This window comes from Nocardia blacklockiae, assembly GCF_015477355.1.
Taxonomy (GTDB): domain Bacteria; phylum Actinomycetota; class Actinomycetes; order Mycobacteriales; family Mycobacteriaceae; genus Nocardia; species Nocardia blacklockiae.
In genome coordinates, this window is sequence record NZ_JADLRJ010000003.1 from 101,008 (window position 1) to 122,185 (window position 21,178).

Consider the following 21,178-nt stretch of genomic DNA (forward strand, 5'->3'; position numbering starts at 1 on the left):
TCCTACCGGTCACCCCGAACGGTCGAGGTCACAGGACGCACCCGCTGCTCGACCCTGCGCACCAGGTCGTGCACGCGCGGGTCGTTGGCCAGCCGGTGGTCGAGCACCACGTTGATCGCGCCGCGCAACATCGCGTAGGCCTCCCAGCCGCCGGGTGCGACGGTGCGGGGAGCGCGCCGCTCGATGCCGTCGGCGATCACCTCCGCGGCCTGTTTCGCGGTGATCCGGACGTTGAGCGGCCAGGGCAGCATGTCGCCCAGCGCCTGGCCGAGAACGTCGCGATCGAGCGTGTCGTGGGTCATCTCGGTGTCCACCACGCCGAAGTACGCGATGCCCGCACTGGCCCCGACGGCGGCGAGTTCCACCCGCAGCGCCCGACCCAGCTGCTCCACCGCGGCCTTGCTGATCATGTACGGCGACCCGGCCATGCCGGGCGCGAACGCCGCGCACGACGACACCACCACCACGTGACCGCGCGCCTCGACGACATGGTCGAGCGCGGGCCGCACGGTATTGAAGACGCCGGTGAGATTGACGCCGATGACGCGGTCGAAATCGCGCCCGTCCATCGTCCGCACCGTCGCGGGCCGCGGCACCACTCCCGCGTTGGCGACCACCACGTCCAGTCGCCCGAAATCCGCTGCGACAGCGGCGATCACCTCGCTCATCGCGCCCCGGTCGGACACATCGGCGGCGAAGGCCGCGGCGCGCACCCCGAGCCGGTCGGCGACCGCCGCGGCACTGTCCTTGTCGATATCGATGAGCGCGACCGACGCCCCGCGGCGGTACAGCAGCCCGGCCAGCTCCCGGCCGATGCCCTGCCCCGCCCCGGTCACGGCGACGACCTTCCCGGCCACCGAATAGTCCGGGCCACCGCCGAGCAGGCCGCGCACACCCGCGAGCGGGTTGAACATCGGGAGACCCCTCATCGCGCCACCTCGTATGATCGGGTATCGAATTTGCTTGTCCGGCTGCGGTATTCGAAGCTCCAGTTGGGATACAGCCCGGCGTTCAGGCCGTCCGGCGTGGTGTAGTAGCTCTTGCAGCCACCGGTGAGCCACACGCTGTCCGAGCTGCGCCGCGCCATCTCGTCGAGGAAACGCTCCTGCACGTGCGGGCGCACCTCGACGCGGCGGGCGCCGCTGCGTCGCACCGTCTTCAGCGCGTCGACGATGTAGGTGATCTGCGACTCGATCATATAGATCGCCGACTGGTTCCCGGCCGCGCCGAACGGCCCGAGCGTCATGAAGAAGTTCGGGAAGCCCGACATCGCCACGCCCAGATAGCTTTGCGGCTGCTTGTGATACAGCTCCGCGACCGACACCCCGTCGGCGCCCACGTAGCGTTCGTAGGCGGTGGGGATGGGCGTGAACCCGGTGCCGTAGATGATCGTGTCCACCTCGTGCTCGGTGCCGTCGCGCAACACGATCGAGTGCGGCCGCACCTCGGCGACGCCCTCGGTGATCACCTCGACATTGGGCCGGTCCAGCGCCGGCAGGTAGGCGTCGGAGAAGATGGCGCGCTTGCAGCCGATCACGTAGTCGGGCGTCAGCTTCCGGCGCAGTGCCGCGTCGCGCACCTGCCGCCGCAGCTGCAGCCGCCCCAGCGCCTCGTACGGGTGCCGGAAGCGCTTGTCCACCAGTGAGATCAGGCCGAACGCCTCGATCGCCGCGTACCAGCCGCCGCGGATGGCGCGCTGCGCCAACGGGATCCGGCGCAGCAGCGAGCGCTCCAGCGGCAGCGTGGCCCGGTCCATGCGTGGCACGATCCACGGCGCGGAACGCTGGAACAGCAACAGCTTGCCCACCCTGGGCTGAATCTCCGGCACGAACTGCACTGCGGAGGCGCCCGTGCCGATCACCGCCACCCGCTCACCGGTGAGGTCGTGGTCGTGGTCCCAGTGCAGGGAGTGGAAGGCCTTGCCCGCGAACGTCTCCAGGCCCGGCAACTCGGGATACTTGGCCTCGGCGAAGATGCCGGCCGCCGAGATCAGGAAGTCGGCGGTCATCGCGCCGCCCGGCGTCTCCAGCCGCCACACCGTCGCGTCCTCGTCCCACCGCGCGTCCAGCACTTCGGCGTCGTACCGGATGTGCGGCAGCACATCGTGTTCGGTGGCCACCGAGCGAAGGTACTCGAGGATCTCGCGCTGCTTGCCGTAGGTGCGCGACCAGTCCGGGTTGGGCGCGAACGAGTAGCTGTACAGCTGCGAGGGCACGTCGCAGGCGCAGCCGGGGTAGGTGTTGGCGTGCCAGGTGCCGCCGAGATCCCCGGCCCGCTCCAGGATCACGAAGTCGTGGAACCCGGCCTCGCGCAGCTTGACCGCCAGGCCGATGCCGCCGAATCCGGCGCCGACGACGGCGATGTGGGTGTGTTCCGGCATCAGCGCGCCCTCCCGTGCAGCACGGCCACCAGCGCGTCGACCACGGCATCGGTCCGCTCGCCGCGGCGGAATGTGGTCAACGGTAGCGGTGACGGAAAGCGCTGCGTGGTGGTCGATTTCGCGTACGCGAACTCCTTCAGCCCGTCCGGGCCGTGCACCCGGCCGAAACCGGAGCCGCCGACGCCGCCGAGCGGCAGGGTCGGGATGGTGGCGTGGGCGACGAACGCGTTGATCGAGGTGCCCCCGGCGCGCAGGCGCTCGGCGATGCGGGCCCCGTCGCGCCGCGCGAAGACGGTGCTCCCCAGCCCGTACGCGCCGGCGTTCACCAGCTCGACCGCCTCGTCCATGTCGCGCACCCGGGTGACGGTCAGGGTGGGCCCGAAGGTCTCCTCGGTGATCGCCGCGGCGTCCTCGGGCACCTCGGCCAGGATGGTCGGCTGCACGAATTGCCCACGGATGCCGTCGATTCCGCCGAGCAGCGTGCGCGCGCCGCGCTCTACCGCGTCCTCGATGTGGCGGCGAATGACGGCCACCTGCTTGGGCATGGTGATCGGCCCGATCTTGGACTCGGGCGTGCCCGCGTCGATCGCACGCGCCCGCGCCACCAACTCGGCGACGAACCGGTCGTAGACGGCAGTGTGCACGTAGACGCGCTCGACGGCCAGGCACGTCTGCCCGGCGTTGGACAGCCCGCCCCACACCGCGGCGTCGGCGGCCGCGGCCAGATCCGCGTCGGCATCGACGATCAGCGCGTCCTTGCCGCCGCACTCCATCAGCAGCGGCGTCAGATTCTCCGCGCACGCGGCCATCACCCGCTTGCCGGTGGCCGTCGAACCGGTAAAACTGATCTTCCCGACGGCGCTGCGGCACAAGGCGTTTCCGGTGTCGCCGAGTCCGGTGACGACCTGGAACACCGGCAGTTCCGGCGTCACCCGGGCGAAGGCCTCGGCCAGCCACCGGCCGACCCCGGGGGTGTACTCGCTGGGCTTGAAGACCACCGCGTTCCCGGCGGCCAGCGCGAACGACACCGAGCCGAGCGGGGTGAAGACCGGATAGTTCCACGGGCCGATCACGCCGACCACGCCGTAGGGCAGGTACTCGACGGCGGCGGCGTGGTTGGCGGTGAGCAGGCTGGGCCGCACCGACCGGCGGCCCAGCACCTTCTCGGCGTTGCGGGCCGCCCACCGCAGGTGCTCGAGCGCCATGGCGATCTCGAGCTTGGCGTCGGAGACCGGCTTGCCCATCTCCCGGTGAATCAGTTCAGCGAGTTCCGCACGGCCGCGCGCGATTTCACCGCGCCACCCGTCCAGTCTGCGGGCACGCTCGGCGAAACCCAATGCGGCCCACCAGGTCCCGGCGGGCCGGGCGGCCGCGACCGCGGCGTCGACGTCGGCGCGGGTGTGGATCGGGTAGACCCCGACCACCTCGCCGGTGGCCGGGTCGCGGACCTCGAATGTCGTTGCGCTGCCGTTGATCGTCGTCGTTGCCGGCATCGGCGTACCTCCTGCGTGGACGTCGGCGTCCGTGGGTGTCGCGGTCACAGGTCCACCACCAGTTCGTCGCCGGCGGCGCGGGAGACGCACACCAGCATGCTGTCGCGGCGGTCCTGTTCGGTCAGCGTGTGGTCGCGGTGATCGACCGCCCCGGCCAGCACCCGGACCTCGCAGGTGCCGCAGTAGCCCTGCCGGCAGGAGTAGGCGACGTCGGGCAGCTCGCGGTGAATCGCGGTGAGCGCGGTCTCGGCGGCGCCCACCCGGATCGTCCTGCCGGTGCGCGCCAGCGTCAGCGCGAACTCCCGGCCGTCGGTGACCGGCGCCGCGGAGAACCGCTCGGTGTGCAGCGAGCCGGTCGGATTCAACTCGAACAGGCACTGCTCGGCGGCGGCGAGCATCGGCGGCGGGCCGCAGACGTACACGGCCGCACCGGGTTTCGCGCGGGCGAGCAGCGCGGGGAGGTCGGGCGTGCCGAATTCGTCGTCGGGCCGCACGTCCGCGTCCGGCAGCTCGTCCAGGAACGGCATCGTGGCGCGCGAACGGCCGGTGTACACCAGCTGCCCGCGGGACTTCGCGGCCCGGACCATGGGCAGGATCGGCGTGATGCCGATGCCGCCGGCCAGGAACAGGTACGAGGGCGCCTCCACGAAGGCGAAAGCGTTGCGCGGTCCGCGAATTCGCAGCCGGTCGCCGGTCTTCAGCACCTCGTGCACTTCGCGGGAGCCGCTGCCGCCGGGAATCAGGCGCACGGCGATCCTGTAGCGGAAGCGGTCGGACGGATCGCCGCACAGCGAGTACTGCCGCTGCCGACCGGAGGGCAGGAACACGTCCAGGTGCGCGCCGGGCCGCCAGGTGGGCAGCGGCGTGCCGTCCGGCGCGCGCAGCACCAGGCTCACCACGTCCGCCGCCCGCCGCTCCACGGCGCTGATCACCAACTCCGAGTCGAAGCCGCTGCGGCGCAAGGGATTCGGCCGCGACAGCAGGGGCGCGGCGGGCCCGCTGACGAACACCCTCTTGTAGAGGTCCATGACACCGCCGAGCAGCCGCAGGCTCGGCGAGGGCTCCACCGCCATCAGGGTCTGCATCAGTGGCCCGCCGCCCGCGCCGCCGGCGAATGCGCGAGGTAGCGCAGCGCCTTGTCCATCGAACCCAGTTGCGACGGGTGGAACCCCGGCCGCAGATAGCGGGGGAGCTCGGTGAAGAAGACCGTCCAGCTCGGGATCACGCCGCGCCGGGTGGCGTTGAGGAACTGCAGTCCCCAGAATCGGCCCTTGTCCAGCGAGGGATCCTTGCGATAGAGGTAGCCCGCCGAGAAGACGAACAGCGGCAGCAGCGTCGCCGAGGCCAGGATCGCGGTGCGGGCCTTGCGCGCGTAACTGCCGTCCACGTGCATGAACGCGTCGTAGACGACGCTGCGGTGCTCGACCTCCTCGGCGCCGTGCCAGCGGACCAGGTCCAGCATGGCCGGATGCATGCCCTTGGCTTCCAGCACATCGGCATTGAGCAGCCATTCGCCGAGCACCGCGGTGTAGTGCTCCATACCGGCGAACAACCCGAGCCGTTCCTTCAGCCACTCCTGTTCGGCGCGGCCGGTGAGGCCCTGGGCGCCCAGGATCCGATCCACCAGCCAGGCGATCTTGCCGATGTAACCGTCGACGTCGAGTCCGATTGACTGCAGGTGCTTGCGCGCGGCCTCGTGACTGCTGGCGTGCATGGTCTCCTGGCCGACGAAACCGCGCACCGCCTCGCGCAGGCGTTCGTCCTCGATCTGCGGCAGCGCCTCGGACAGCGCCTGGGCCATCGCACGCTCGCCCTCCGGCAGCACCAGATGCATCACGTTCACGATGTGGGTTGCCAGTACCTCGCCGGGGATGTAGTGCATCGGTACCGACTCGAAGTCGAAATGGACGTCGCGCGCGTTGATCGCGTGTGCCTCGTCGCGGTAGCTGCGCTCCGCTGCACCAGCCTTGTCAACCATGCCCAGACCGTACATCGCAACAAAATCCATTGCAATGTTGCGGCAACAAAAATCTTCGATTTGTTGCACCATGACCATTTACTGCTACGGTTGAAGCTGTGTCCACCGCCTGGAAAGCCCCGCTGAGCCGCGACGATGCCGCAGACGACATCGAGACGCGGATCCTGGACGCGGCCTTGCTCCAGTTCCAGAAGGTCGGGGTCAAGAAGACGACGATCGAGGACGTGGCCCGGCAGGCGGGCGTCGACCGGGTCACGGTCTACCGGCGGATGGGCTCGCGCGACGATCTGGTCCAGGCGGTCATGCATCGCGAGGTCGCCGGGGTCCTGCAGGAGGTCGCCGAGATTCCCGCGCGCCACGACGACATCGCCGGCTTGGTCGCGGACGTCTTCGTCACCGTGATCACGCGCTGGCGCACCAATCCGCTGGTGGATCGGATGCTCGCGGTCGAGCCGGAGCGCGTCGTCATGAAGCTGTCGGTGGACGGGGCCACCACCTTCGCCATGTGTGTCTCGGCCACGGCCGCCGCTTTCGACGCGGCCGTCGAGCGGGGGCTGCTGGCGCCGGCGCCGGATCTCATGACGCGCGCCGAGATCGTCTGCCGCGTCGTTCATTCGCTGGTGCTCGCTCCCGAGGGCGTGGTGCGGTTGCACAGCGACGCGGAGCTGACGGATTTCGCGCGGACCTACCTGACGCCGATCATCACCGGCCACGGCGCGCTCGCGGGCTGAGTCGCCGTCAGGCGAAATCCCCTGGGGGAAACGAAAATTCGAAGGCCGGAAAGCGGCGGATACTACCGACGCCCCGGCGGCGAGGTGCCCGCCCGGGACCGGAACCCGGTGGCGCCGCGCGCGACCGGGTTCCGCGGCTGTGCGAGTCGCGGTCGGCCGTCAGTGGCGGTCGACGTGGATCCGGGCGAGGGCCTCGCGAACCTTGGCCAGCCGGTGCGGATCGGAGACGCGGAACTCGAAGTGCACAGTGCCGTCGGGTGCGCCGATCAGCGCCACGGAAGCACGGTCCGTGACATGAAGGGCGCGGGGTAGAGCAGTCATGCCTCCAGTGTGCACCGAGCGGCTATTTCCTGGCAATGTGTGCTGCGGCGCTTTTTCGCTGTGAGACCAATTCGAAATGCTAGGAGGGGCAGTCGCTTACGCCGGCCCGCCCGCGCGCGGCCGCGTTTCGGCGGCCGCCGCCAGCTAACCCGACCGGGTGACGCACTGCCGCAGGGCCGTTCCGGAAGTGCCGCCGCAGGCCCGAAAAACGGGCCTGGAGCGGCGGAAATGCCACGGCCCGATCACTTCTCGGCGCCGACCAATTCGCGCTTGCGCGCCTCCCGGGCCAGGGCGCGGTCGCGCTGTTCCTCGAAACGCAGGCAGTCCTGCTGCAGCTGTTCCAGGAACGCGCCCAGTTCGTTGCGCACCCGGTCGCCTCGCGCGGTGAAGTCATTGCGGTCGAAGACGTTCCACTTGCGCAGCACGGGCAGCACCACCTCCTCGAGGTGCTGGCGCAGATCGTAGATCCCGTGCTTGGCCATCAGCACGCCGTTGCGCCGCCAATCCGGCATGCCGGCGCCGGGCATCTGGAAGTGCCGCACGATGTCGGCGATCGCCTGGAGCGCTTGGTCGGGCACCAGATCCAAGGCGGCGCCGCACATGTTGCGGTAGAAGATCATGTGCAGGTTCTCGTCGGCGGCGATGCGCTGCAGCATGCGGTCGGCGACAGGGTCGTCGCAGACCTTGCCGGTGTTGCGGTGCGAGACCCGGGTGGCGAGTTCCTGGAAGGTCACGTACGCCACCGAGTGCAGAAAGCCGGTGTCGGCGAGCGTTTCGGCGGTGGCCCGGCCGCTCTCCCGCACCAGTTTCATCGCGTTGTAGCCGTGGGTCATGTGCGCCATCCGGGCCTGTTCCAGCTTCACCGGATCCACGCCGCGGGTGACCACGAGATAGTCGCGCAGGACGATGCCGTGGCGGTTCTCCTCGGCGGTCCAGCGGCCGACCCAGGTGCCCCAGGCGCCGTCCTGGGAGAAGTTCTCGGCGATTTCGCGGTGGTAGGAGGGCAGATTGTCCTCGGTGAGCAGATTGGTGATCATCGCGGCGCGCGCGACCTCGCCGAGCCGCGACTGGCCCGGCTCCCAGTCCTGTCCGCCCATCGCGGCGAAATTGCGTCCCTCGTCCCACGGCACGTAGTCGTGCGGGTGCCAGTCCTTGGCCATCGACAGATGCCGATCGACGTTCTGTTCGGCGACCGGTTCGAGCTCGAGGAGCAGTTCGAGCTGTGTCAGGTTCCTGGCCACGATGTTGCCCTTCCTCGATGTACGGGTGAGACGTTGCGGAGGGAAACCGGTACAGTGCATTAGCGATCGGATTGCTGCGTAGCGCGCGGCCGTACCGGTCGGGTATGCCTCGATAATCTAGACCCGCTTCGGCCGGGTGCTCGAGGCAGGAGGGTGGGTCGCATTAAACAGGACCGAACTCCTGTCGAAGAGTAGTACGGTGGCTCCGCCGGTGCGCGGAACCGGTTGACCACCAGACCGTTCCGTGCCGAGATCTCGCTCTTGCTTGTGTTCGCCGCAGTGTTGCCCCACACCCGCAGTGTTGCCACCGAAAGTGAGCCGAGAATGACGCGTTCCAGTCGCAGGTACCCCGACGTCGTCGTCACCAGCCTCGCCGCGACCACTTCGCTCGCCGGCGACGTCGATTCGACGTGGAAGGGGCTGCTGCAGGGGGAGAGCGGGATCGACGTGCTCGACGACCCGTTCATCGAGCAGTTCGAGCTGCCGGTGCGGATCGGCGGCCACCTGAAGGTCAAGCCGCAGGAAGGTCTTTCCCGCGACGAGACGCGGCGGCTGTCGTACGTGGAGCAGATGGCGCTGGTGCTCGGGCGCGAGGCGTGGCGCAATGCCGGCAGCCCGGAGGTCGACAAGGAGCGGCTCGGGGTCGCGATCGGCACCGGGCTCGGCGGCGCCGAGATGCTTGTGGACGTCAAGAAGAAGCTGTCCAATGCCGGATATCGGCGGGTCACGCCGCTGGCGATCCCGATGATCATGCCCAACGGGGCCGCGGCGGTGGTCGGGGTGGAACTGGGCGCGAAAGCGGGTATCACGACTCCCGTTTCGGCGTGCTCGTCCGGCTCCGAGGCGATCGCGAACGCCTGGCGGATGATCGTGATGGACGATGCCGACATGGTCGTCACCGGCGGCGTCGAGGGTTCCATCCAGGCCCTGCCGATCGCCGCGTTCACCATGATGCGGGCCATGAGCACCCGCAACGACGAGCCCAAGCGCGCCTCCCGGCCCTTCGACGTCGACCGCGACGGATTCGTCTTCGGCGAGGCCGGCGCGATGATGGTGATCGAGACCGAGGAGCACGCCAAGGCGCGCGGCGCCACCATCCACGCCCGCCTGATGGGCGCGGGCATCACCTCCGACGCCTTCCACCTGGTGGCGCCGGATCTGGAGGGCAAGGGTGCTGCGCGGGCCATCAGCCGCGCCATGGAGACCGCCGGTCTGTCGAAAACCGATGTGACACATGTGAACGCGCACGCCACCGCCACCCCGATCGGGGACACCGCGGAGGCGAAGGCGATCACCGCGTCCATCGGCAACCACGCTTCGGTCTATGCCCCGAAGTCCGCGCTCGGCCACTCCATCGGTGCGGTCGGGGCGCTGGAAGCGGTGCTGACCGTGCTGTCGATCCGCGACGGCGTCGTACCGCCGACGCTCAATCTGGACAAGCTGGATCCGGCGATCGACCTCGACGTCGTCGCCGGTCAGGCGCGGCCGGGGCGGATCGACTACGCGGTGAAGAACTCGTTCGGATTCGGCGGCCACAACGTGTCGTTGGCATTCGGTCGATACTGAGCGAGCCCTGCCGGGGCGCCTGCTAATCTTCGCGTGCTTCGGTGTCGATCTCTGTGTTCGGTGTCATCGCGCGACCTCGGGTGCGCGCGTGAAAAGGATAGGAAATGATCGGCGAGACCTTCGATGACTATCTGGACGAGCAAGGCCACATCAAGATCCTGGGCAACGCGACCCTGATCGACTTCGTCGACAAGCACAGCGCGGCGAACGGGGACGAACTGGCCTACCGCTACATCGACTATTCGCGCGAGCGCGACGGTGAGTACCACGAACTCACCTGGCGGCAGTTCGGCGTGCGATTGCGGGCGGTGGCGGCGCGGCTGCAGCAGGTGACCCGGCCGCGCGACCGGGTGGCGATTCTGGCGCCCCAGGGCCTGGACTACGTGGTGGGCATGTTCGCCGCCGTCTACGCGGGCAATATCGCTGTGCCGCTGTTCGATCCGGACGAGCCGGGCCACACCGACCGTCTGCACGCGGTGCTCGGCGACTGCGAGCCCACGGCCATCCTGACCGCCAGCTCGGCGGCGGCGGGGGTGCGGGAATTCTTCCGCGCGCTACCGGCGGGGCAGCGGCCCCGCATCATCGCCGTGGACGCGATCCCCGACAGTGTCGGCGCGGGCTGGTCCGAGCCCGACATCGACATCGACAGCGTCGCCTACCTGCAGTACACCTCGGGATCCACGCGCACACCCGCCGGTGTCGAGATCACCCACCGCGCGGTGGGCACGAATCTGCTGCAGATGATCGATGCGCTGGGCATCGAGGAGGACACCCGCGGTGTCACCTGGCTGCCGCTGTTCCACGACATGGGCCTGCTGTGCGTGATCCTGCCCGCGATCGGCGGCAAGTTCATCACCATCATGTCGCCGAGCGCGTTCGTGCGGCGGCCCTACCGGTGGATCAAGGAACTGGCCGCGCACTCCGACGGGGCCGGAACCTATGCCGCCGCACCGAATTTCGCGTTCGAGCACGCCGCGGTGCGCGGCCGGCCGAAGGCCGGGGAGGACCTGGACCTGTCGAACGTGCTCGGGTTGATCAACGGCAGCGAGCCGGTCTCGGTGACCTCGATGCAGAAGTTCAACGACGCGTTCGCGCCCTACGGCCTGCCGAAGACGGCGATCAAGCCGTGCTACGGGATGGCCGAGGCGACACTGTTCGTCTCCGCGACCAAACGGGACGACGCGGCCAAGGTCGTGTACGTCGATCGGGGCGAGCTCAACGCCGGGCGCATGGTCGAGGTGGACCCGGACGCGGAGAACGCGGTGGCACAGGTGTCCTGCGGCCATGTGGCGCGCTCGCAGTGGGCGGTGATCGTGGACCCGGAGACCGGGGCCGAGCGGCCCGACGGCGAGGTCGGCGAGATCTGGCTGCACGGGCAGAACATGGGCATCGGGTACTGGGCGCGGCCGGAGGAGAGCGCGGCCACCTTCGAGAACCGGCTCACCGCCCGGCAGGACGACAGCCACGCCGAGGGCACCGCGCCGGACGCGAAGTGGATGCGGACCGGCGATTTCGGCGTCTACCACGACAACGAGCTGTACATCACCGGCCGGGTGAAGGACCTGGTGATCGTCGACGGACGTAACCACTACCCGCAGGATCTGGAGATGTCGGCGCAGGAGTCCTCGACGGCGCTGCGTCCGGGGTTCGTGGCCGCGTTCTCGGTGGGGCCCAACGAGGTCGCGGGTTCGGTGCTCGAAAACGCTTCCGGCTCGGAGCATCTGGTGATCGTTGCCGAAAGGGGCAGCGGGGCCGCCAAACTCGACCCCGCGCCGATCGCGGAGACGGTGCGGGGCGCCATCTCGAAGCGCCACGGGGTGACGGTGCGGGACGTGCTGCTGGTGCCGGCGGGCTCGATTCCGCGCACCTCCAGCGGGAAGATCGCGCGGCGGGCGTGCAAGGCGGCGTATCTGGAGGGCACGCTGCGCGGCGGTTATCGGCAGCAGGCGTTCCCCGACGCGAGCGACGAATAGGCCGGCGCGGCCAGGGCGGGTAGCGTGCCCCCTCATGACCTCGGGGACGAGCCCATTCCTGGACGCGCTGGCCGAATTCGAACGTGCGGTGCGCGGTGACGACGTCCGGGCGACCCGGGCCGCGCACGAGGCGCTGGCGCGGGCCTTGGATCCCGTCACGCCGGCGGAGCTGGCGCAGGCCGGTCCGCGGCTGGCGGCCGTGCTCGACGCTGTGCCGCTGGGCGGGCAGGCCAATGTCGCGGTCCTGATCGCGGTGTGCGTCGACCACGGCGCGGACGCCGCCGCCTGCGGCCCGCCGGTGCTCACGCACCTGATCGTGAATCTCGGGTACGCGGTGGGTTTCGCGCGGGCGTGGCTGGACCGCGTGGGCGGCGCGCTGCCCGACCCCGACGGCGACCTGCCGCCGGAACTGCTCGACGTGGACGCGGTGGAGGTCGTGCTGTCGTGGTGGGCGCTCGACGGCTGGGTCCGGGCGGGCTCGGCCCTGCTGCGGCATCCGGAGATCGGGCAGCGTCTCGACCAGGAGACGCGCGACCAATTGGCCGCGCTGCACACCGAACTCACCGAACTCACCGGGCGGCGGTACGAGGAACTCGCCGAGGCCCTCGGCGCGGCAACACCACCCGCGAGCTGAACACCCGAAGCCCGCAGGTGCCGACGGCATCGGTCGCGCACCGCGGCGGAGTGCGCCGCCGCTGAACGTCGGCTCAGCCCGCGGGGTAGAAGAGGAACAGCGTGCACCCCGAAGCCGACTGCGGCACATGCGCGGAACCGGCCGGCGCGTGGATGAACGAACCGGCCGGGTAGTCGCGGAAGCCGTCGTTGAACGTGCCCGAGACGACGTAGACCTCCTCCGGCCCCGGCTGGTGCACGTCGATGCCCTCCCAGGTGGCGCCCGGATCCATCTCCAGCACATGGGCGCTCGCACCGTTGTCGCCGGACCACAGCGAGCGCAGCCGCACGCCCGGAAACAGCTCGCGCACCGGCACGTTCGTGACGGAGTTCCACTCGTAGCCAGGATGCTCGGTAATAGCCATGACCCGTGCAACCCGGCCCGTCGCTGGCTTTATTCCAAGATAGTCCGAGGATTCGGCTCAGGCCCGCCAGACCTGTTCTCCCGCACGGGATACCACGATGTTGGGCACCACCGCGCGCGCCGACAACCGGGAGATGGCCAGCACCAGCTCCGCGATGTCGGCGGTGGGGAGCATGCCGGCGGGATCGAGTTCGCCGTGCTTCCAGGCGCTCATGTCGGTGTCGACGTATCCGGGGGACAGCGCGGTGGCGCTGACCCCGTGCGCCGACTCCTCCAGCGACACGGTCTCGCACAGCGAGATCAGCGCGGCCTTGGTGGCGCCGTACGCGGCCAGCCCGGCCTCGCCCGCCACACCCGTGATCGACGCTATCGCAACGATTTTGGCGCCCCGCGCGGGATCCGCGGCGGCGCGGGCGCGCAGCAGCGGCAAGGCCGCCTGGATGATCGCGAGCGGGGCGCGGAAGTTGACGTCGAGCATGCGCTCGCGCGCCTTCACGCTCAGCTCCGCGACCGGCCCGGCGGTGCCGGTGCCCGCGCTGAGCACCAGCAGGTCCAGCCCGCCGCACCGGTCGGCGTGCGCGTCGACCAGAGCGGAAATCTGCTCGGGATCCACCATGTTCGCCGCGACCGGATGCACCTGCGCGCCGGTCTCGTCGCGCAGCCGCTGCGCGGTCTGCTGCAGGGTGTCCGCGGTGCGGGCGGCGATGGTCACCGCGTACCCCTCGCCCGCCAGCCGACGGGCGATCTCCGCGCCGATACCGCGCGAGCCGCCGGTGACCAGGGCGCTGCGCTTGCTGTCCGCGGCCATCCTCAGAGCCGCTCGATGACGGTGGCGTTGGCCAGCCCGCCGGCCTCGCACATGGTCATCAGGCCGTACCGGCCGCCGGTCTGGTCGAGGTGGTTGACCAGCGTGGCGAGGATGCGGGTGCCGGACGCCCCGAGCGGGTGGCCCAGGGCGATGGCGCCGCCGCGCGGGTTCAGCCGGGCCGGGTCGGCGCCGAGTTCGTGCGCCCACACCAGCGGCACCGGCGCGAAGGCCTCGTTCACCTCGTAGGCGTCGATGTCGTCGATCGACAGTCCGCCGCGCGCGAGCACCTTGCGGGTCGCGGGGACGACGGCGGTGAGCATCAGCAGCGGATCGTCGCCGGTCACCGCGAACGAGTGGAAGCGCGCACGGGGCCGCAGGCCGAGCTGGTTCGCCTTCTCCTCGCTCATGATCAGCGCCGCCGAGGCGCCGTCGGTCAGCGGCGACGAATTGCCCGGCGTGATGGACCATTCGATCTCCGGGAAGCGCGCCTTGTACTCGTCGTCGGCGAACGCCGGTTGCAGCCCGGCCAGCTTCTCGACCGTCGTCGTGGGCCGGACCGTTTCGTCGGCGGTCAGTTCGCCGGCCGCGACGAGTTCGTCGGAGAACCCGCCGGCGGCCGCGGTCTCGGCGGCCAGCCGGTGCGAGCGCGCGGCGAACTCGTCCAGCGCGGCGCGGTCGAACTTCCAGCGCGCCGCGATGATCTCCGCCGAAATGCCCTGCTGTACAAGGCCGTCGGGGTAGCGGTGGGCGATCGGCCCGCGATTGGCGTCGGCGCCCTGCGCGTTGGAGAACATCGGCGCCCGGCTCATCGACTCCACACCGCAGGCGATCGCGATGTCGTAGGCGCCCGCGAGCACGCCCTGGGCCGCGAAATGCGCGGCCTGCTGACTGGATCCGCACTGCCGGTCCACGGTGGTCGCCGGGACCGACTCCGGGAAGCCGGCGGCCAGGACAGCGGTGCGGCCGATATTGAACGCCTGTTCACCGCTCTGCGTGACGCAGCCGGTGACCACGTCGTCGACCAGAGCGGGGTCCAGCCGGTTGCGCGACACCAGCTCGCTCAGCACGCCGGCCAGCAGCGTCGCCGGATGTACCTGCGACAGGCCGCCGCCGGCCTTGCCCTTGCCGGACGGGGTCCGGACCACGTCGACGATCACAGCCGAGGTCATAGCCACTCCGATCACTCCTTCGAGATACCTGCTTAAGTTAACACGGATTCTCATCGAGGCGCAGCGTCGAACCTTGGCGTGCAGGCCGAACCGGAGTGGAAGTGATCAGGTCGACCCGTGCGGGGGGAGCGGGCGGACGGGGCGGCGACGCGGCCGCCGCGGCCCGGGGAGCGCTCACGTTCGCTCGGGGGAGCGGGTACACCCCATCCGATCACCGGCGGGAGGGAAGATGTGGCAGACTCGGCACGGCAGATGCGGCCGCTCGACGACCGTGTGCGGAAGGTGATGCGGGAGTTGAGGTTGCGATGGAGTTGAGCGCCATCGAGCAGCAGGTAGCCGACGACAGACGGAACGCCGCCGCCGCACGAACCCCCGAGGCCGACCTGCGGCTGGCCACCTCGCTGTGCGAGCTGGCGCGGGCCTTCCTGGCCACCAAGGAGCAGGGCGCGGGGCGCGACCGCGCGCCGGCCGCACTGGAGCCGGCGCAGGAGGCCGTGCTGATCCGGTTGCGCTGGTTGACCAACGGTCACGTCAGCTCGCAGTTCGTCGGGCAGGTTCAGGAGGCGCTGCGGCTGTTCGAGCAGGCCGCGCGCACCATCGGGCACCGCGAACTGGCCACCTCGACCATCCGCCAGGCCTGCGACGCGTATCACCGGGTGGCGCAGCGCTATCCGATGGCGGCGGCCGTGTGTGCCGACGGGCTCTCCAAATGCGGCGTGTGGCTATGCCGGCTGGATCCGGACGCGGCCGTGGCCGCCAGCTCCGAGGCGGTGCGCATCCGCGCCGGGCTGTTCGCGTCCGAGCCCGACTCGGCCGGGCGCTATCTGGCCAGCCTGAACATGTTGCTGCGCACTCTGATGATCGGCCGCCCGCGCAAGCAGGCGCTGGCCATGTACCGGGAGCGCTACTCGGCGTGGACCACCCAGGCCATGACCACCCGGCTGCGCGAGATCCGCGTCGAGGACATCGACTTCACTAGCAAGACCCGCGCCGCGCTGGTCAAACTGGAGTGCCCGACGCTGGAACGGGCCGGCTACCTGACTCAGCAGCAGATCCTCTACCAGACCTCCGGCGACTTGACCACGATCGAGGAGATCAACTGGAAGCTCGGCCTGGTCGGGCTCAAGCCGCTCGCGGCGGGCGCGCTGGCCGACCCGCCGTCCAAGCCCGTGGAGATCGGCAGCTCGTTCGGCGCGCTGAGCGTGCGGTGCGCCGCGCCCGACGCGCTGCTGCAGGTGCGCGCCGCGGTGGTCGCGGCCTACGAGGCCGACGGCGCCTACCCCGCCGACAGCACCGTGTTCCAGGGCGTGCACGAAACCCATTGGCACATCCCGGATCCCGAACTCAACATGGCCGCCGAACTCGGTGACGACGTGGTGCTGATCGAGCGCTCCGGCGGTAGCTGGATCTCGGTCATGAGCCTGCACTGGGAACTCACTCCGGTCGGCAAACATCCACTGGCGCAGCATCTTTCGAAGAAGTGGCCGGTGATCGCGGTGAACACCACCGAGAACATGTCCTACGAATTGTGCTGGTACGTGGACGGTGTCGCGACCCAGTACGCCGCGCTCGGCCGCCCGGCCGGGCAGCCGCCGCTGTCGGAACCGCTGGCGCCGTTGGACTTCGCGGCCCTGGCCGACTACGGCGCGGACTACGCCTCGGAGACCCAGGTGCGGTCGGCGTTCGGCAACACCCCGATGTTCGCCAAGCTCACCCACCTGCCGGTCAGCGGGATCCGGCAGGCGGGCCAGGCCCGGCCGCTGGCCGACTACGGCGACCAGGTCCTGTTCTTCCAGCGGGGCCGCGGCTGAGCGTCGGTCGCCGGGACTAACCTCGACCGCATGCGGCTTCACGTGGGGTGTGCGCAGTGGACGCACACGGCCTGGGCGGACCGGCAGCCGAATCCGCGCGAGCGGCTGCGGTCCTACGCGCAGTGGTGTAATGCCGTGGAGGGCAACACCACCTTCTACGCGACGCCCGCGCCGGCCACGGTCCGGTCGTGGGCGGCGCAGACGCCGCCGGATTTCCGGTTCGTGCCGAAGCTGCCGAAAACCGTGACGCACGAACGCCGTCTGGCCGGCGCCGATCAGCAGCTGCGCGAATTCCTCACGGCCGTCGAGCCACTGGGGGAGCGGGTGCACGCGCTGTGGGTGCAGCTGCCTGCCTCGTTCGGACCCGGCGAACTCGGCGCGCTGGCCGCGCTGCTGCGGGAACTGCCCGAGCGCTACCGGTACGTCGTCGAGGTGCGGCATCGCGCCTTCTTCGAGGAGGAACGCGCCGCGGCGCAGCTCGAGCGCGTCTTGAGCCGCACCGGCTCGGAGTGGCTGCCCTTCGACACCACCACCTTGTTCGCCGCCCGCCCGACCAGCCCGGGGGAGCGCGAGGCCTGGACGAAGAAGCCGCGGCTGCCGCGACGCACCCGGGCGCTCACCGAATACCCGATCGTGCGGTATCACGGCCGCGACGACCGCGCGGCCACCGTCGCGGGCTGGCGGCCCTGGCTGGAGATCGTCACCGGATGGCTGCGCGAAGGACGGTCGCCGACCGTCTTCCTGCACACCCCCGACAACGCCGCATCGCTGGTGCTGGCCCGCCGCTTCCACGAGGAGGTCCGGGCCCGGGTGCCGGAGCTGGAGCCGCTGCCCGAACCCGCGCCCACCGAACCGATGACCTTGTTCTGATAGTTTTTGTGTGCTGATCACGTCTGCTGGTGCGGGGCTCGACTGCAGTATCGACACACTCATTCACGATAGGCCGAACCGAATCAGGGCTTGAACATGACGAATTCGACCATCCGGGAACCGGCGGTGCGGCCGGACCCGGCGGCGGATGCGGGCGCGTCACTGTCGCATCGGCAGATTCTCACCATCATGTCCGGCTTGCTGCTGGGGCTTTTCCTCGCGGCGCTGGATCAGAACATCGTGACGGTGGCGATCGTGCGGATCGCCAACAGTCTGCACGGGTTCGATCAGCAGGCGTGGGCGACGACGGCGTATCTGATCACGGCGACGATCAGTACGCCGTTGTACGGCAAGCTGGCCGACATCTACGGTCGTAAGCCGTTCTATTTGATCGCCATCGGATTGTTCGTGATCGGTTCGGCGGCCTGCACCTTCGCCACCTCGATGTATCAGCTGGCGGGCTTCCGGGCGTTCCAAGGTCTGGGCGCGGGCGGCCTGATGTCGTTGGCGTTCACCATCATCGGCGATATCGTGCCGCCGCGGCAGCAGGTGCGGTACCAGGGCTATTTCATGATGGTGTTCGGCACCTCGACGGTGCTGGGACCGGTGCTGGGCGGATTCTTCTCCGACTACGACCACCTCTGGGGCCTGGACGGCTGGCGCTGGGTGTTCCTGGTGAACGTGCCGATCGGGGTGCTCGCGCTGCTGGTGGTCGCCAAAGTGCTCAATGTGCCGCACGTGCGGCAGCGCCACCGGGTCGACTGGTTCGGGGCGGTCGCGCTGGCCGTGTGCGTGGTGCCGCTGCTGCTCGTGGCCGAGCAGGGGCGCGGCTGGGGCTGGCAGTCGGACCGGGCGCTGCTCTGCTACGGGCTCGGGGCGGCCGGGCTGGTGCTGTTCCTGATCGTCGAGGCGCTGATGAAGGACGCCGCGCTGATTCCGTTGCGGCTGTTCCGGAGCTCGACGTTCTCCGTGACGATCCTCGGCGGCTTCATCGTGGGCATCGCCATGTTCGGGGCCATCTCGATGGTGCCGCTGTATCTGCAAGTGGTGCGCGAGTATTCGCCGACCAAGTCCGGGCTGATGATGCTGCCGCTGGTGCTGGGCATCATGGTCGGCTCGTCGATCGCCGGCGCGGTCACGAAGGCCACGGGTCGATACAAGATTTTGCCGGTGCTCGGCACGTTCGTGATCGCCGTGGGCGCGGTGCTTTTCGCGCAGGTGCGCTTCGACAGCCCGCTGTGGGAGCCGCTGGCCTACAGCGGCGTGATCGGCGTCGGCCTCGGCGGCTGCATGCAGACCCTCATCATCGCGGCGCAGGCCGCGGGACCGAAGACCGACATGGGCGTGTCCACGGCCGCGGCGACGTTCTTCCGGCAGATGGGCGGCACGCTCGGCGTCACCGTGTTCCTGACCATCCTGTTCAACCTGCTGCCGCGGCGGATCGTCGACGCGTTCGGCGGACAGCTGCCGCCCGGCTTCGACACCGGCGCGCTGACCGAATTGCAGAGCGATACCGCCGGAATCGGCGCGTTGCCGGCGGCGGTGAAGGAGCCGATCCTGATCGGTTTCACCGATTCGCTCAGCGGAGTCTTCTATGTGGGCGCGGCTGTCTCGCTGGTGGCCTGCGTGGTGCTGATGTTCATGAAAGAGATTCCGCTGCAGGACCCTTCGGAGGTAGCGGCGGTGCCGGCCGAACCGGAGCGGGCGGCGGCGCGGTTGTGGGAGAGCGTCGAACTCGCCGAGCCGGAACGGTCCCTGGTCGGAGCGGGCAGGCATGCGCGCGTGGAACGTTCGGGGCTGCCGGACCGGATCGACAGCGCGGCAACGGGTACCGCGACCGCGGTGCTGTTGTCGGCCGAATACGGTGCGGGCGAGGCGCATTCGCTGGACGGCCGGGTCCAGCGCGAGGACGGGCACCCGGTCGCCGAGGCCGTCCTCACGCTGATCGACCAACGCGGGCACCAGGTTTCGCGCGCCACCGGCGGCCCGGACGGCGGCTACCGCATCGACGCGCCGGGCGCGGGCGGCTACGTGCTGATCGTCTCGGCCACCGGGTACCAGCCCGCCGCGGTGAACGTCGCCGTCGGGGAATGGCCGCAAGCACTGGACATCACGCTGCTCGGCACCGGCGAGGTGACCGGCGTGGTGCGCGCCACCGGACGCGGCGAACCGCTGCCCGGCGTGACCGTCACGCTCACCGACGCGCGCGGCGAGGTCGTCGGCTCGGCCGTCACCGACCGCGACGGGCGGTACGTGTGCCGCGGCGTCGTGCCGGGCGCCTACACCCTGGTCGCCGTGACCGACCACATGCGGCCCACCGCAACGACATTGACGGTGCCCGACAGCGGGCGGCTGCGGCACGACCTGGACCTGGGGTCGACGGGCGCGCTGGCAGGACTCGCCTGGGCCGACGGGCACCCGGTGCCCGATGCGCAGGTCCTGGTGCTCGACGCGCACGGCAACCCGGTGGCCTCGGCCCGCACCGACGCCGCCGGGCAGTACGTGGTGCGCGATCTGCCTCAGGGCGAGTACACCGTGGTGGCGCGCGGGTATCCGCCCGCGACCAGCCGGGTGGTGGTCGACGGCGGCGAACTCACCCACGACGTGCGGTTGAGCTACCAGGAGCCGGTCGACTGAGCGGCGGCGTTCAGCTCGCCTCGAAGGCGGCGGCCACCACCGGGCGGACCTGTTCCATCGTGGCCGAACCGGTTTCGCGGCGCACCGAGGTCATGTCGACCTCCGGCAGCCCGCACGCGACGGCCCAGCGCCAGGGCTCGAGGTCGCCGTCGACGTTGAGCGCGAAGCCGTGGCTGGTGACACCGCGGCTCTGCCGCATGCCGATGGACACGATCTTGCGGCCCGTCGCGGCGGTCCAGACGCCGGTGAGCAGTTCGGCGCCGGGCGGGGTGTCGCGGCGTTCGGCGGGGACGCCCAGAGTGGCGAGCGCGTCGACGAGGCGGTGCTCGACCTCGCGGATGTAGTCGACCACGCCCTCGTCGGAATGCAGCCGCACGATCAGGTAGCCGACCAGCTGGCCCGGGCCGTGGTAGGTGAGCTGGCCGCCGCGGGTGGTCTCGACGACGGGGATGTGGTGGGCCGGGTCGGGCAGGTGCTCGCTCGGGGTGCGGCGGCCGATGGTGTAGACCTGCGGGTGGCTCAGCAGCCACAGGGTGTCCGGCCGCTCGTCGCGCTGGCGCTGCTCGACCAGTTCGGTCATGCGCTCCATCGCCTTCTCGTAGTCGACGAGCTCGTCCTGAATCAACGTCAGCGGCCTGGACCTCATGCTCCGACAATACCGAGGCCCGGCCGCTGACCGGCCGGGCCTCGGGCAAGCTCAGGCCGCCAGTTGCAGAACCAGCGCGGCCGGGATCAGGTAGAGCACGGGGAACGGCGTGGTCTTGTACGAGCGGGCGCGCAGCGTGGTGACGACGGCCCCGGCGAAGTAGAGGATCAGCCCGATCGCCGCCGCGATGCCGACGGCCGGGACGACGAAACCGGCCAGCAGGCCGAGCGCGCCCGCACCCTTGGCCAGGCCCAGCGGGTTCCACCACGACCGCGGGACGCCGTACTCGACCAGTGGCTCGACCACGAACTGCTTGCGGGCCAGCAGCGAGAACGACGAGAAGCCGATCCACAGGGCGGCCAGGACGGTGACGACGTAGTAGGCGGCGGTCATCGGAATGCCTTCTTTCTCAACCGGTTCCGGCCGCCGATCGGGCCGGGTTCAGTGGGTCGACGACGCCGCGCCCGCGAGTGTGACATCGCGGCGCGACCGGATTGTCGGTACCGCGGAGTACGGTC

At 70.1% G+C, this 21,178-nt stretch carries 19 protein-coding genes; 7 read left to right on the forward strand and 12 right to left on the reverse strand.

Annotation, left to right across the window (positions count from 1 at the left end; genetic code table 11):
• Window positions 1-2: 2 nt before the first annotated feature.
• From IU476_RS10020 to IU476_RS10040, 5 genes are read right to left on the reverse strand one after another with little or no spacing between them, the layout of a single operon-like run.
• Window positions 3-929, reverse strand: a complete 927-nt coding sequence (locus IU476_RS10020; protein WP_195098889.1) for a short-chain dehydrogenase/reductase — start codon at window positions 927-929, stop codon at window positions 3-5.
• On the reverse strand, window positions 926-2,380 hold the full coding sequence (locus tag IU476_RS10025) for a flavin-containing monooxygenase (RefSeq protein WP_195098891.1): 1,455 nt from the start codon (window positions 2,378-2,380) through the stop codon (window positions 926-928). The genes IU476_RS10020 and IU476_RS10025 overlap by 4 nt, the downstream gene beginning before the upstream one ends.
• The gene (locus IU476_RS10030; RefSeq protein ID WP_195098893.1) at window positions 2,380-3,873 is read right to left on the reverse strand and encodes an aldehyde dehydrogenase family protein; all 1,494 of its coding nucleotides are present in this window, start codon (window positions 3,871-3,873) and stop codon (window positions 2,380-2,382) included. Before IU476_RS10030 ends, IU476_RS10025 begins: the two co-directional genes overlap by 1 nt.
• A gap of 44 nt (window positions 3,874-3,917) precedes the next feature.
• On the reverse strand, window positions 3,918-4,958 hold the full coding sequence (locus IU476_RS10035; protein WP_195098895.1) for a PDR/VanB family oxidoreductase: 1,041 nt from the start codon (window positions 4,956-4,958) through the stop codon (window positions 3,918-3,920).
• Entirely contained in the window at window positions 4,958-5,851 is an 894-nt protein-coding gene (locus tag IU476_RS10040; RefSeq protein WP_228823462.1) for a metal-dependent hydrolase, read from the reverse strand. Before IU476_RS10040 ends, IU476_RS10035 begins: the two co-directional genes overlap by 1 nt.
• Before the next feature lie 98 nt (window positions 5,852-5,949).
• Here IU476_RS10040 and IU476_RS10045 point away from each other — a divergent pair, with 98 nt between their 5' ends.
• Window positions 5,950-6,582 (forward strand): TetR/AcrR family transcriptional regulator, encoded by a 633-nt coding sequence (locus tag IU476_RS10045; RefSeq protein WP_324193977.1) that lies wholly within the window; start codon window positions 5,950-5,952, stop codon window positions 6,580-6,582.
• A gap of 159 nt (window positions 6,583-6,741) precedes the next feature.
• Here the strand turns inward: IU476_RS10045 and IU476_RS10050 are convergent, their stop codons facing one another.
• Entirely contained in the window at window positions 6,742-6,903 is a 162-nt protein-coding gene (locus IU476_RS10050) for a hypothetical protein (protein WP_195098897.1), read from the reverse strand.
• Window positions 6,904-7,145: 242 nt separating this feature from the next.
• Window positions 7,146-8,144 (reverse strand): acyl-ACP desaturase, encoded by a 999-nt coding sequence (locus IU476_RS10055; protein WP_195098899.1) that lies wholly within the window; start codon window positions 8,142-8,144, stop codon window positions 7,146-7,148.
• Window positions 8,145-8,468: 324 nt separating this feature from the next.
• Here IU476_RS10055 and IU476_RS10060 point away from each other — a divergent pair, with 324 nt between their 5' ends.
• The 3 genes from IU476_RS10060 to IU476_RS10070 all read left to right on the forward strand — a co-directional run bounded on the left by IU476_RS10060 (window position 8,469) and on the right by IU476_RS10070 (window position 12,317).
• Window positions 8,469-9,710 (forward strand): KasA/KasB family beta-ketoacyl-ACP synthase, encoded by a 1,242-nt coding sequence (locus IU476_RS10060; protein ID WP_195098901.1) that lies wholly within the window; start codon window positions 8,469-8,471, stop codon window positions 9,708-9,710.
• 104 nt (window positions 9,711-9,814) lie between these two features.
• Complete coding sequence (fadD32, locus tag IU476_RS10065) at window positions 9,815-11,683, forward strand: long-chain-fatty-acid--AMP ligase FadD32 (protein ID WP_195098903.1); 1,869 nt, start codon at window positions 9,815-9,817, stop codon at window positions 11,681-11,683.
• 34 nt (window positions 11,684-11,717) lie between these two features.
• Window positions 11,718-12,317, forward strand: coding sequence for a hypothetical protein (locus IU476_RS10070; RefSeq protein WP_195098904.1), 600 nt, complete (start codon window positions 11,718-11,720; stop codon window positions 12,315-12,317).
• A 73-nt stretch (window positions 12,318-12,390) separates the two neighbouring features.
• Here IU476_RS10070 and IU476_RS10075 read toward each other — a convergent pair whose 3' ends face one another.
• From IU476_RS10075 to IU476_RS10085, 3 genes are read right to left on the reverse strand one after another with little or no spacing between them, the layout of a single operon-like run.
• Window positions 12,391-12,720 (reverse strand): cupin domain-containing protein, encoded by a 330-nt coding sequence (locus tag IU476_RS10075; RefSeq protein WP_195098905.1) that lies wholly within the window; start codon window positions 12,718-12,720, stop codon window positions 12,391-12,393.
• 57 nt (window positions 12,721-12,777) lie between these two features.
• Window positions 12,778-13,527 carry an SDR family NAD(P)-dependent oxidoreductase gene (locus tag IU476_RS10080; protein WP_195098906.1) on the reverse strand — a complete coding sequence of 250 codons (750 nt, stop codon included), beginning with the start codon at window positions 13,525-13,527 and terminating at the stop codon, window positions 12,778-12,780.
• A 2-nt stretch (window positions 13,528-13,529) separates the two neighbouring features.
• A complete protein-coding gene (locus tag IU476_RS10085; protein WP_195098907.1) occupies window positions 13,530-14,696 on the reverse strand; it encodes a thiolase family protein in 1,167 nt (388 codons plus the stop codon).
• 305 nt (window positions 14,697-15,001) lie between these two features.
• Between IU476_RS10085 and IU476_RS10090 the strand changes: the two genes are divergently transcribed.
• The 3 genes from IU476_RS10090 to IU476_RS10100 all read left to right on the forward strand — a co-directional run bounded on the left by IU476_RS10090 (window position 15,002) and on the right by IU476_RS10100 (window position 20,014).
• Window positions 15,002-16,507, forward strand: a complete 1,506-nt coding sequence (locus IU476_RS10090) for a hypothetical protein (protein ID WP_195098908.1) — start codon at window positions 15,002-15,004, stop codon at window positions 16,505-16,507.
• 30 nt (window positions 16,508-16,537) lie between these two features.
• Window positions 16,538-17,377, forward strand: coding sequence for a DUF72 domain-containing protein (locus IU476_RS10095; RefSeq protein WP_195098909.1), 840 nt, complete (start codon window positions 16,538-16,540; stop codon window positions 17,375-17,377).
• 96 nt (window positions 17,378-17,473) lie between these two features.
• Window positions 17,474-20,014 carry an MFS transporter gene (locus IU476_RS10100; RefSeq protein ID WP_195098910.1) on the forward strand — a complete coding sequence of 847 codons (2,541 nt, stop codon included), beginning with the start codon at window positions 17,474-17,476 and terminating at the stop codon, window positions 20,012-20,014.
• Window positions 20,015-20,024: 10 nt separating this feature from the next.
• Here the strand turns inward: IU476_RS10100 and lipB are convergent, their stop codons facing one another.
• Window positions 20,025-20,660: a lipoyl(octanoyl) transferase LipB gene (lipB, locus tag IU476_RS10105; protein ID WP_195098913.1), complete on the reverse strand. Its 636-nt coding sequence runs from the start codon at window positions 20,658-20,660 to the stop codon at window positions 20,025-20,027.
• Between the two features lie 51 nt (window positions 20,661-20,711).
• Window positions 20,712-21,053 (reverse strand): DoxX family protein, encoded by a 342-nt coding sequence (locus tag IU476_RS10110; RefSeq protein ID WP_195098916.1) that lies wholly within the window; start codon window positions 21,051-21,053, stop codon window positions 20,712-20,714.
• Between the last annotated feature and the right edge of the window lie 125 nt (window positions 21,054-21,178).

Bases quoted from the DNA above. Each gene is read 5' to 3' on its own strand.
- IU476_RS10020 (WP_195098889.1), bottom strand. From the start codon at position 929: ATGAGGGGTCTCCCGATGTTCAACCCGCTCGCGGGTGTGCGCGGCCTG.
- IU476_RS10025 (WP_195098891.1), bottom strand. From the start codon at position 2,380: ATGCCGGAACACACCCACATCGCCGTCGTCGGCGCCGGATTCGGCGGC.
- IU476_RS10030 (WP_195098893.1), bottom strand. From the start codon at position 3,873: ATGCCGGCAACGACGACGATCAACGGCAGCGCAACGACATTCGAGGTC.
- IU476_RS10035 (WP_195098895.1), bottom strand. From the start codon at position 4,958: ATGCAGACCCTGATGGCGGTGGAGCCCTCGCCGAGCCTGCGGCTGCTC.
- IU476_RS10040 (WP_228823462.1), bottom strand. From the start codon at position 5,851: ATGGTTGACAAGGCTGGTGCAGCGGAGCGCAGCTACCGCGACGAGGCA.
- IU476_RS10050 (WP_195098897.1), bottom strand. From the start codon at position 6,903: ATGACTGCTCTACCCCGCGCCCTTCATGTCACGGACCGTGCTTCCGTG.
- IU476_RS10060 (WP_195098901.1), top strand. From the start codon at position 8,469: ATGACGCGTTCCAGTCGCAGGTACCCCGACGTCGTCGTCACCAGCCTC.
- fadD32 (WP_195098903.1), top strand. From the start codon at position 9,815: ATGATCGGCGAGACCTTCGATGACTATCTGGACGAGCAAGGCCACATC.
- IU476_RS10070 (WP_195098904.1), top strand. From the start codon at position 11,718: ATGACCTCGGGGACGAGCCCATTCCTGGACGCGCTGGCCGAATTCGAA.
- IU476_RS10075 (WP_195098905.1), bottom strand. From the start codon at position 12,720: ATGGCTATTACCGAGCATCCTGGCTACGAGTGGAACTCCGTCACGAAC.
- IU476_RS10080 (WP_195098906.1), bottom strand. From the start codon at position 13,527: ATGGCCGCGGACAGCAAGCGCAGCGCCCTGGTCACCGGCGGCTCGCGC.
- IU476_RS10085 (WP_195098907.1), bottom strand. From the start codon at position 14,696: ATGACCTCGGCTGTGATCGTCGACGTGGTCCGGACCCCGTCCGGCAAG.
- IU476_RS10090 (WP_195098908.1), top strand. From the start codon at position 15,002: ATGGAGTTGAGCGCCATCGAGCAGCAGGTAGCCGACGACAGACGGAAC.
- IU476_RS10095 (WP_195098909.1), top strand. From the start codon at position 16,538: ATGCGGCTTCACGTGGGGTGTGCGCAGTGGACGCACACGGCCTGGGCG.
- IU476_RS10100 (WP_195098910.1), top strand. From the start codon at position 17,474: ATGACGAATTCGACCATCCGGGAACCGGCGGTGCGGCCGGACCCGGCG.
- lipB (WP_195098913.1), bottom strand. From the start codon at position 20,660: ATGAGGTCCAGGCCGCTGACGTTGATTCAGGACGAGCTCGTCGACTAC.
- IU476_RS10110 (WP_195098916.1), bottom strand. From the start codon at position 21,053: ATGACCGCCGCCTACTACGTCGTCACCGTCCTGGCCGCCCTGTGGATC.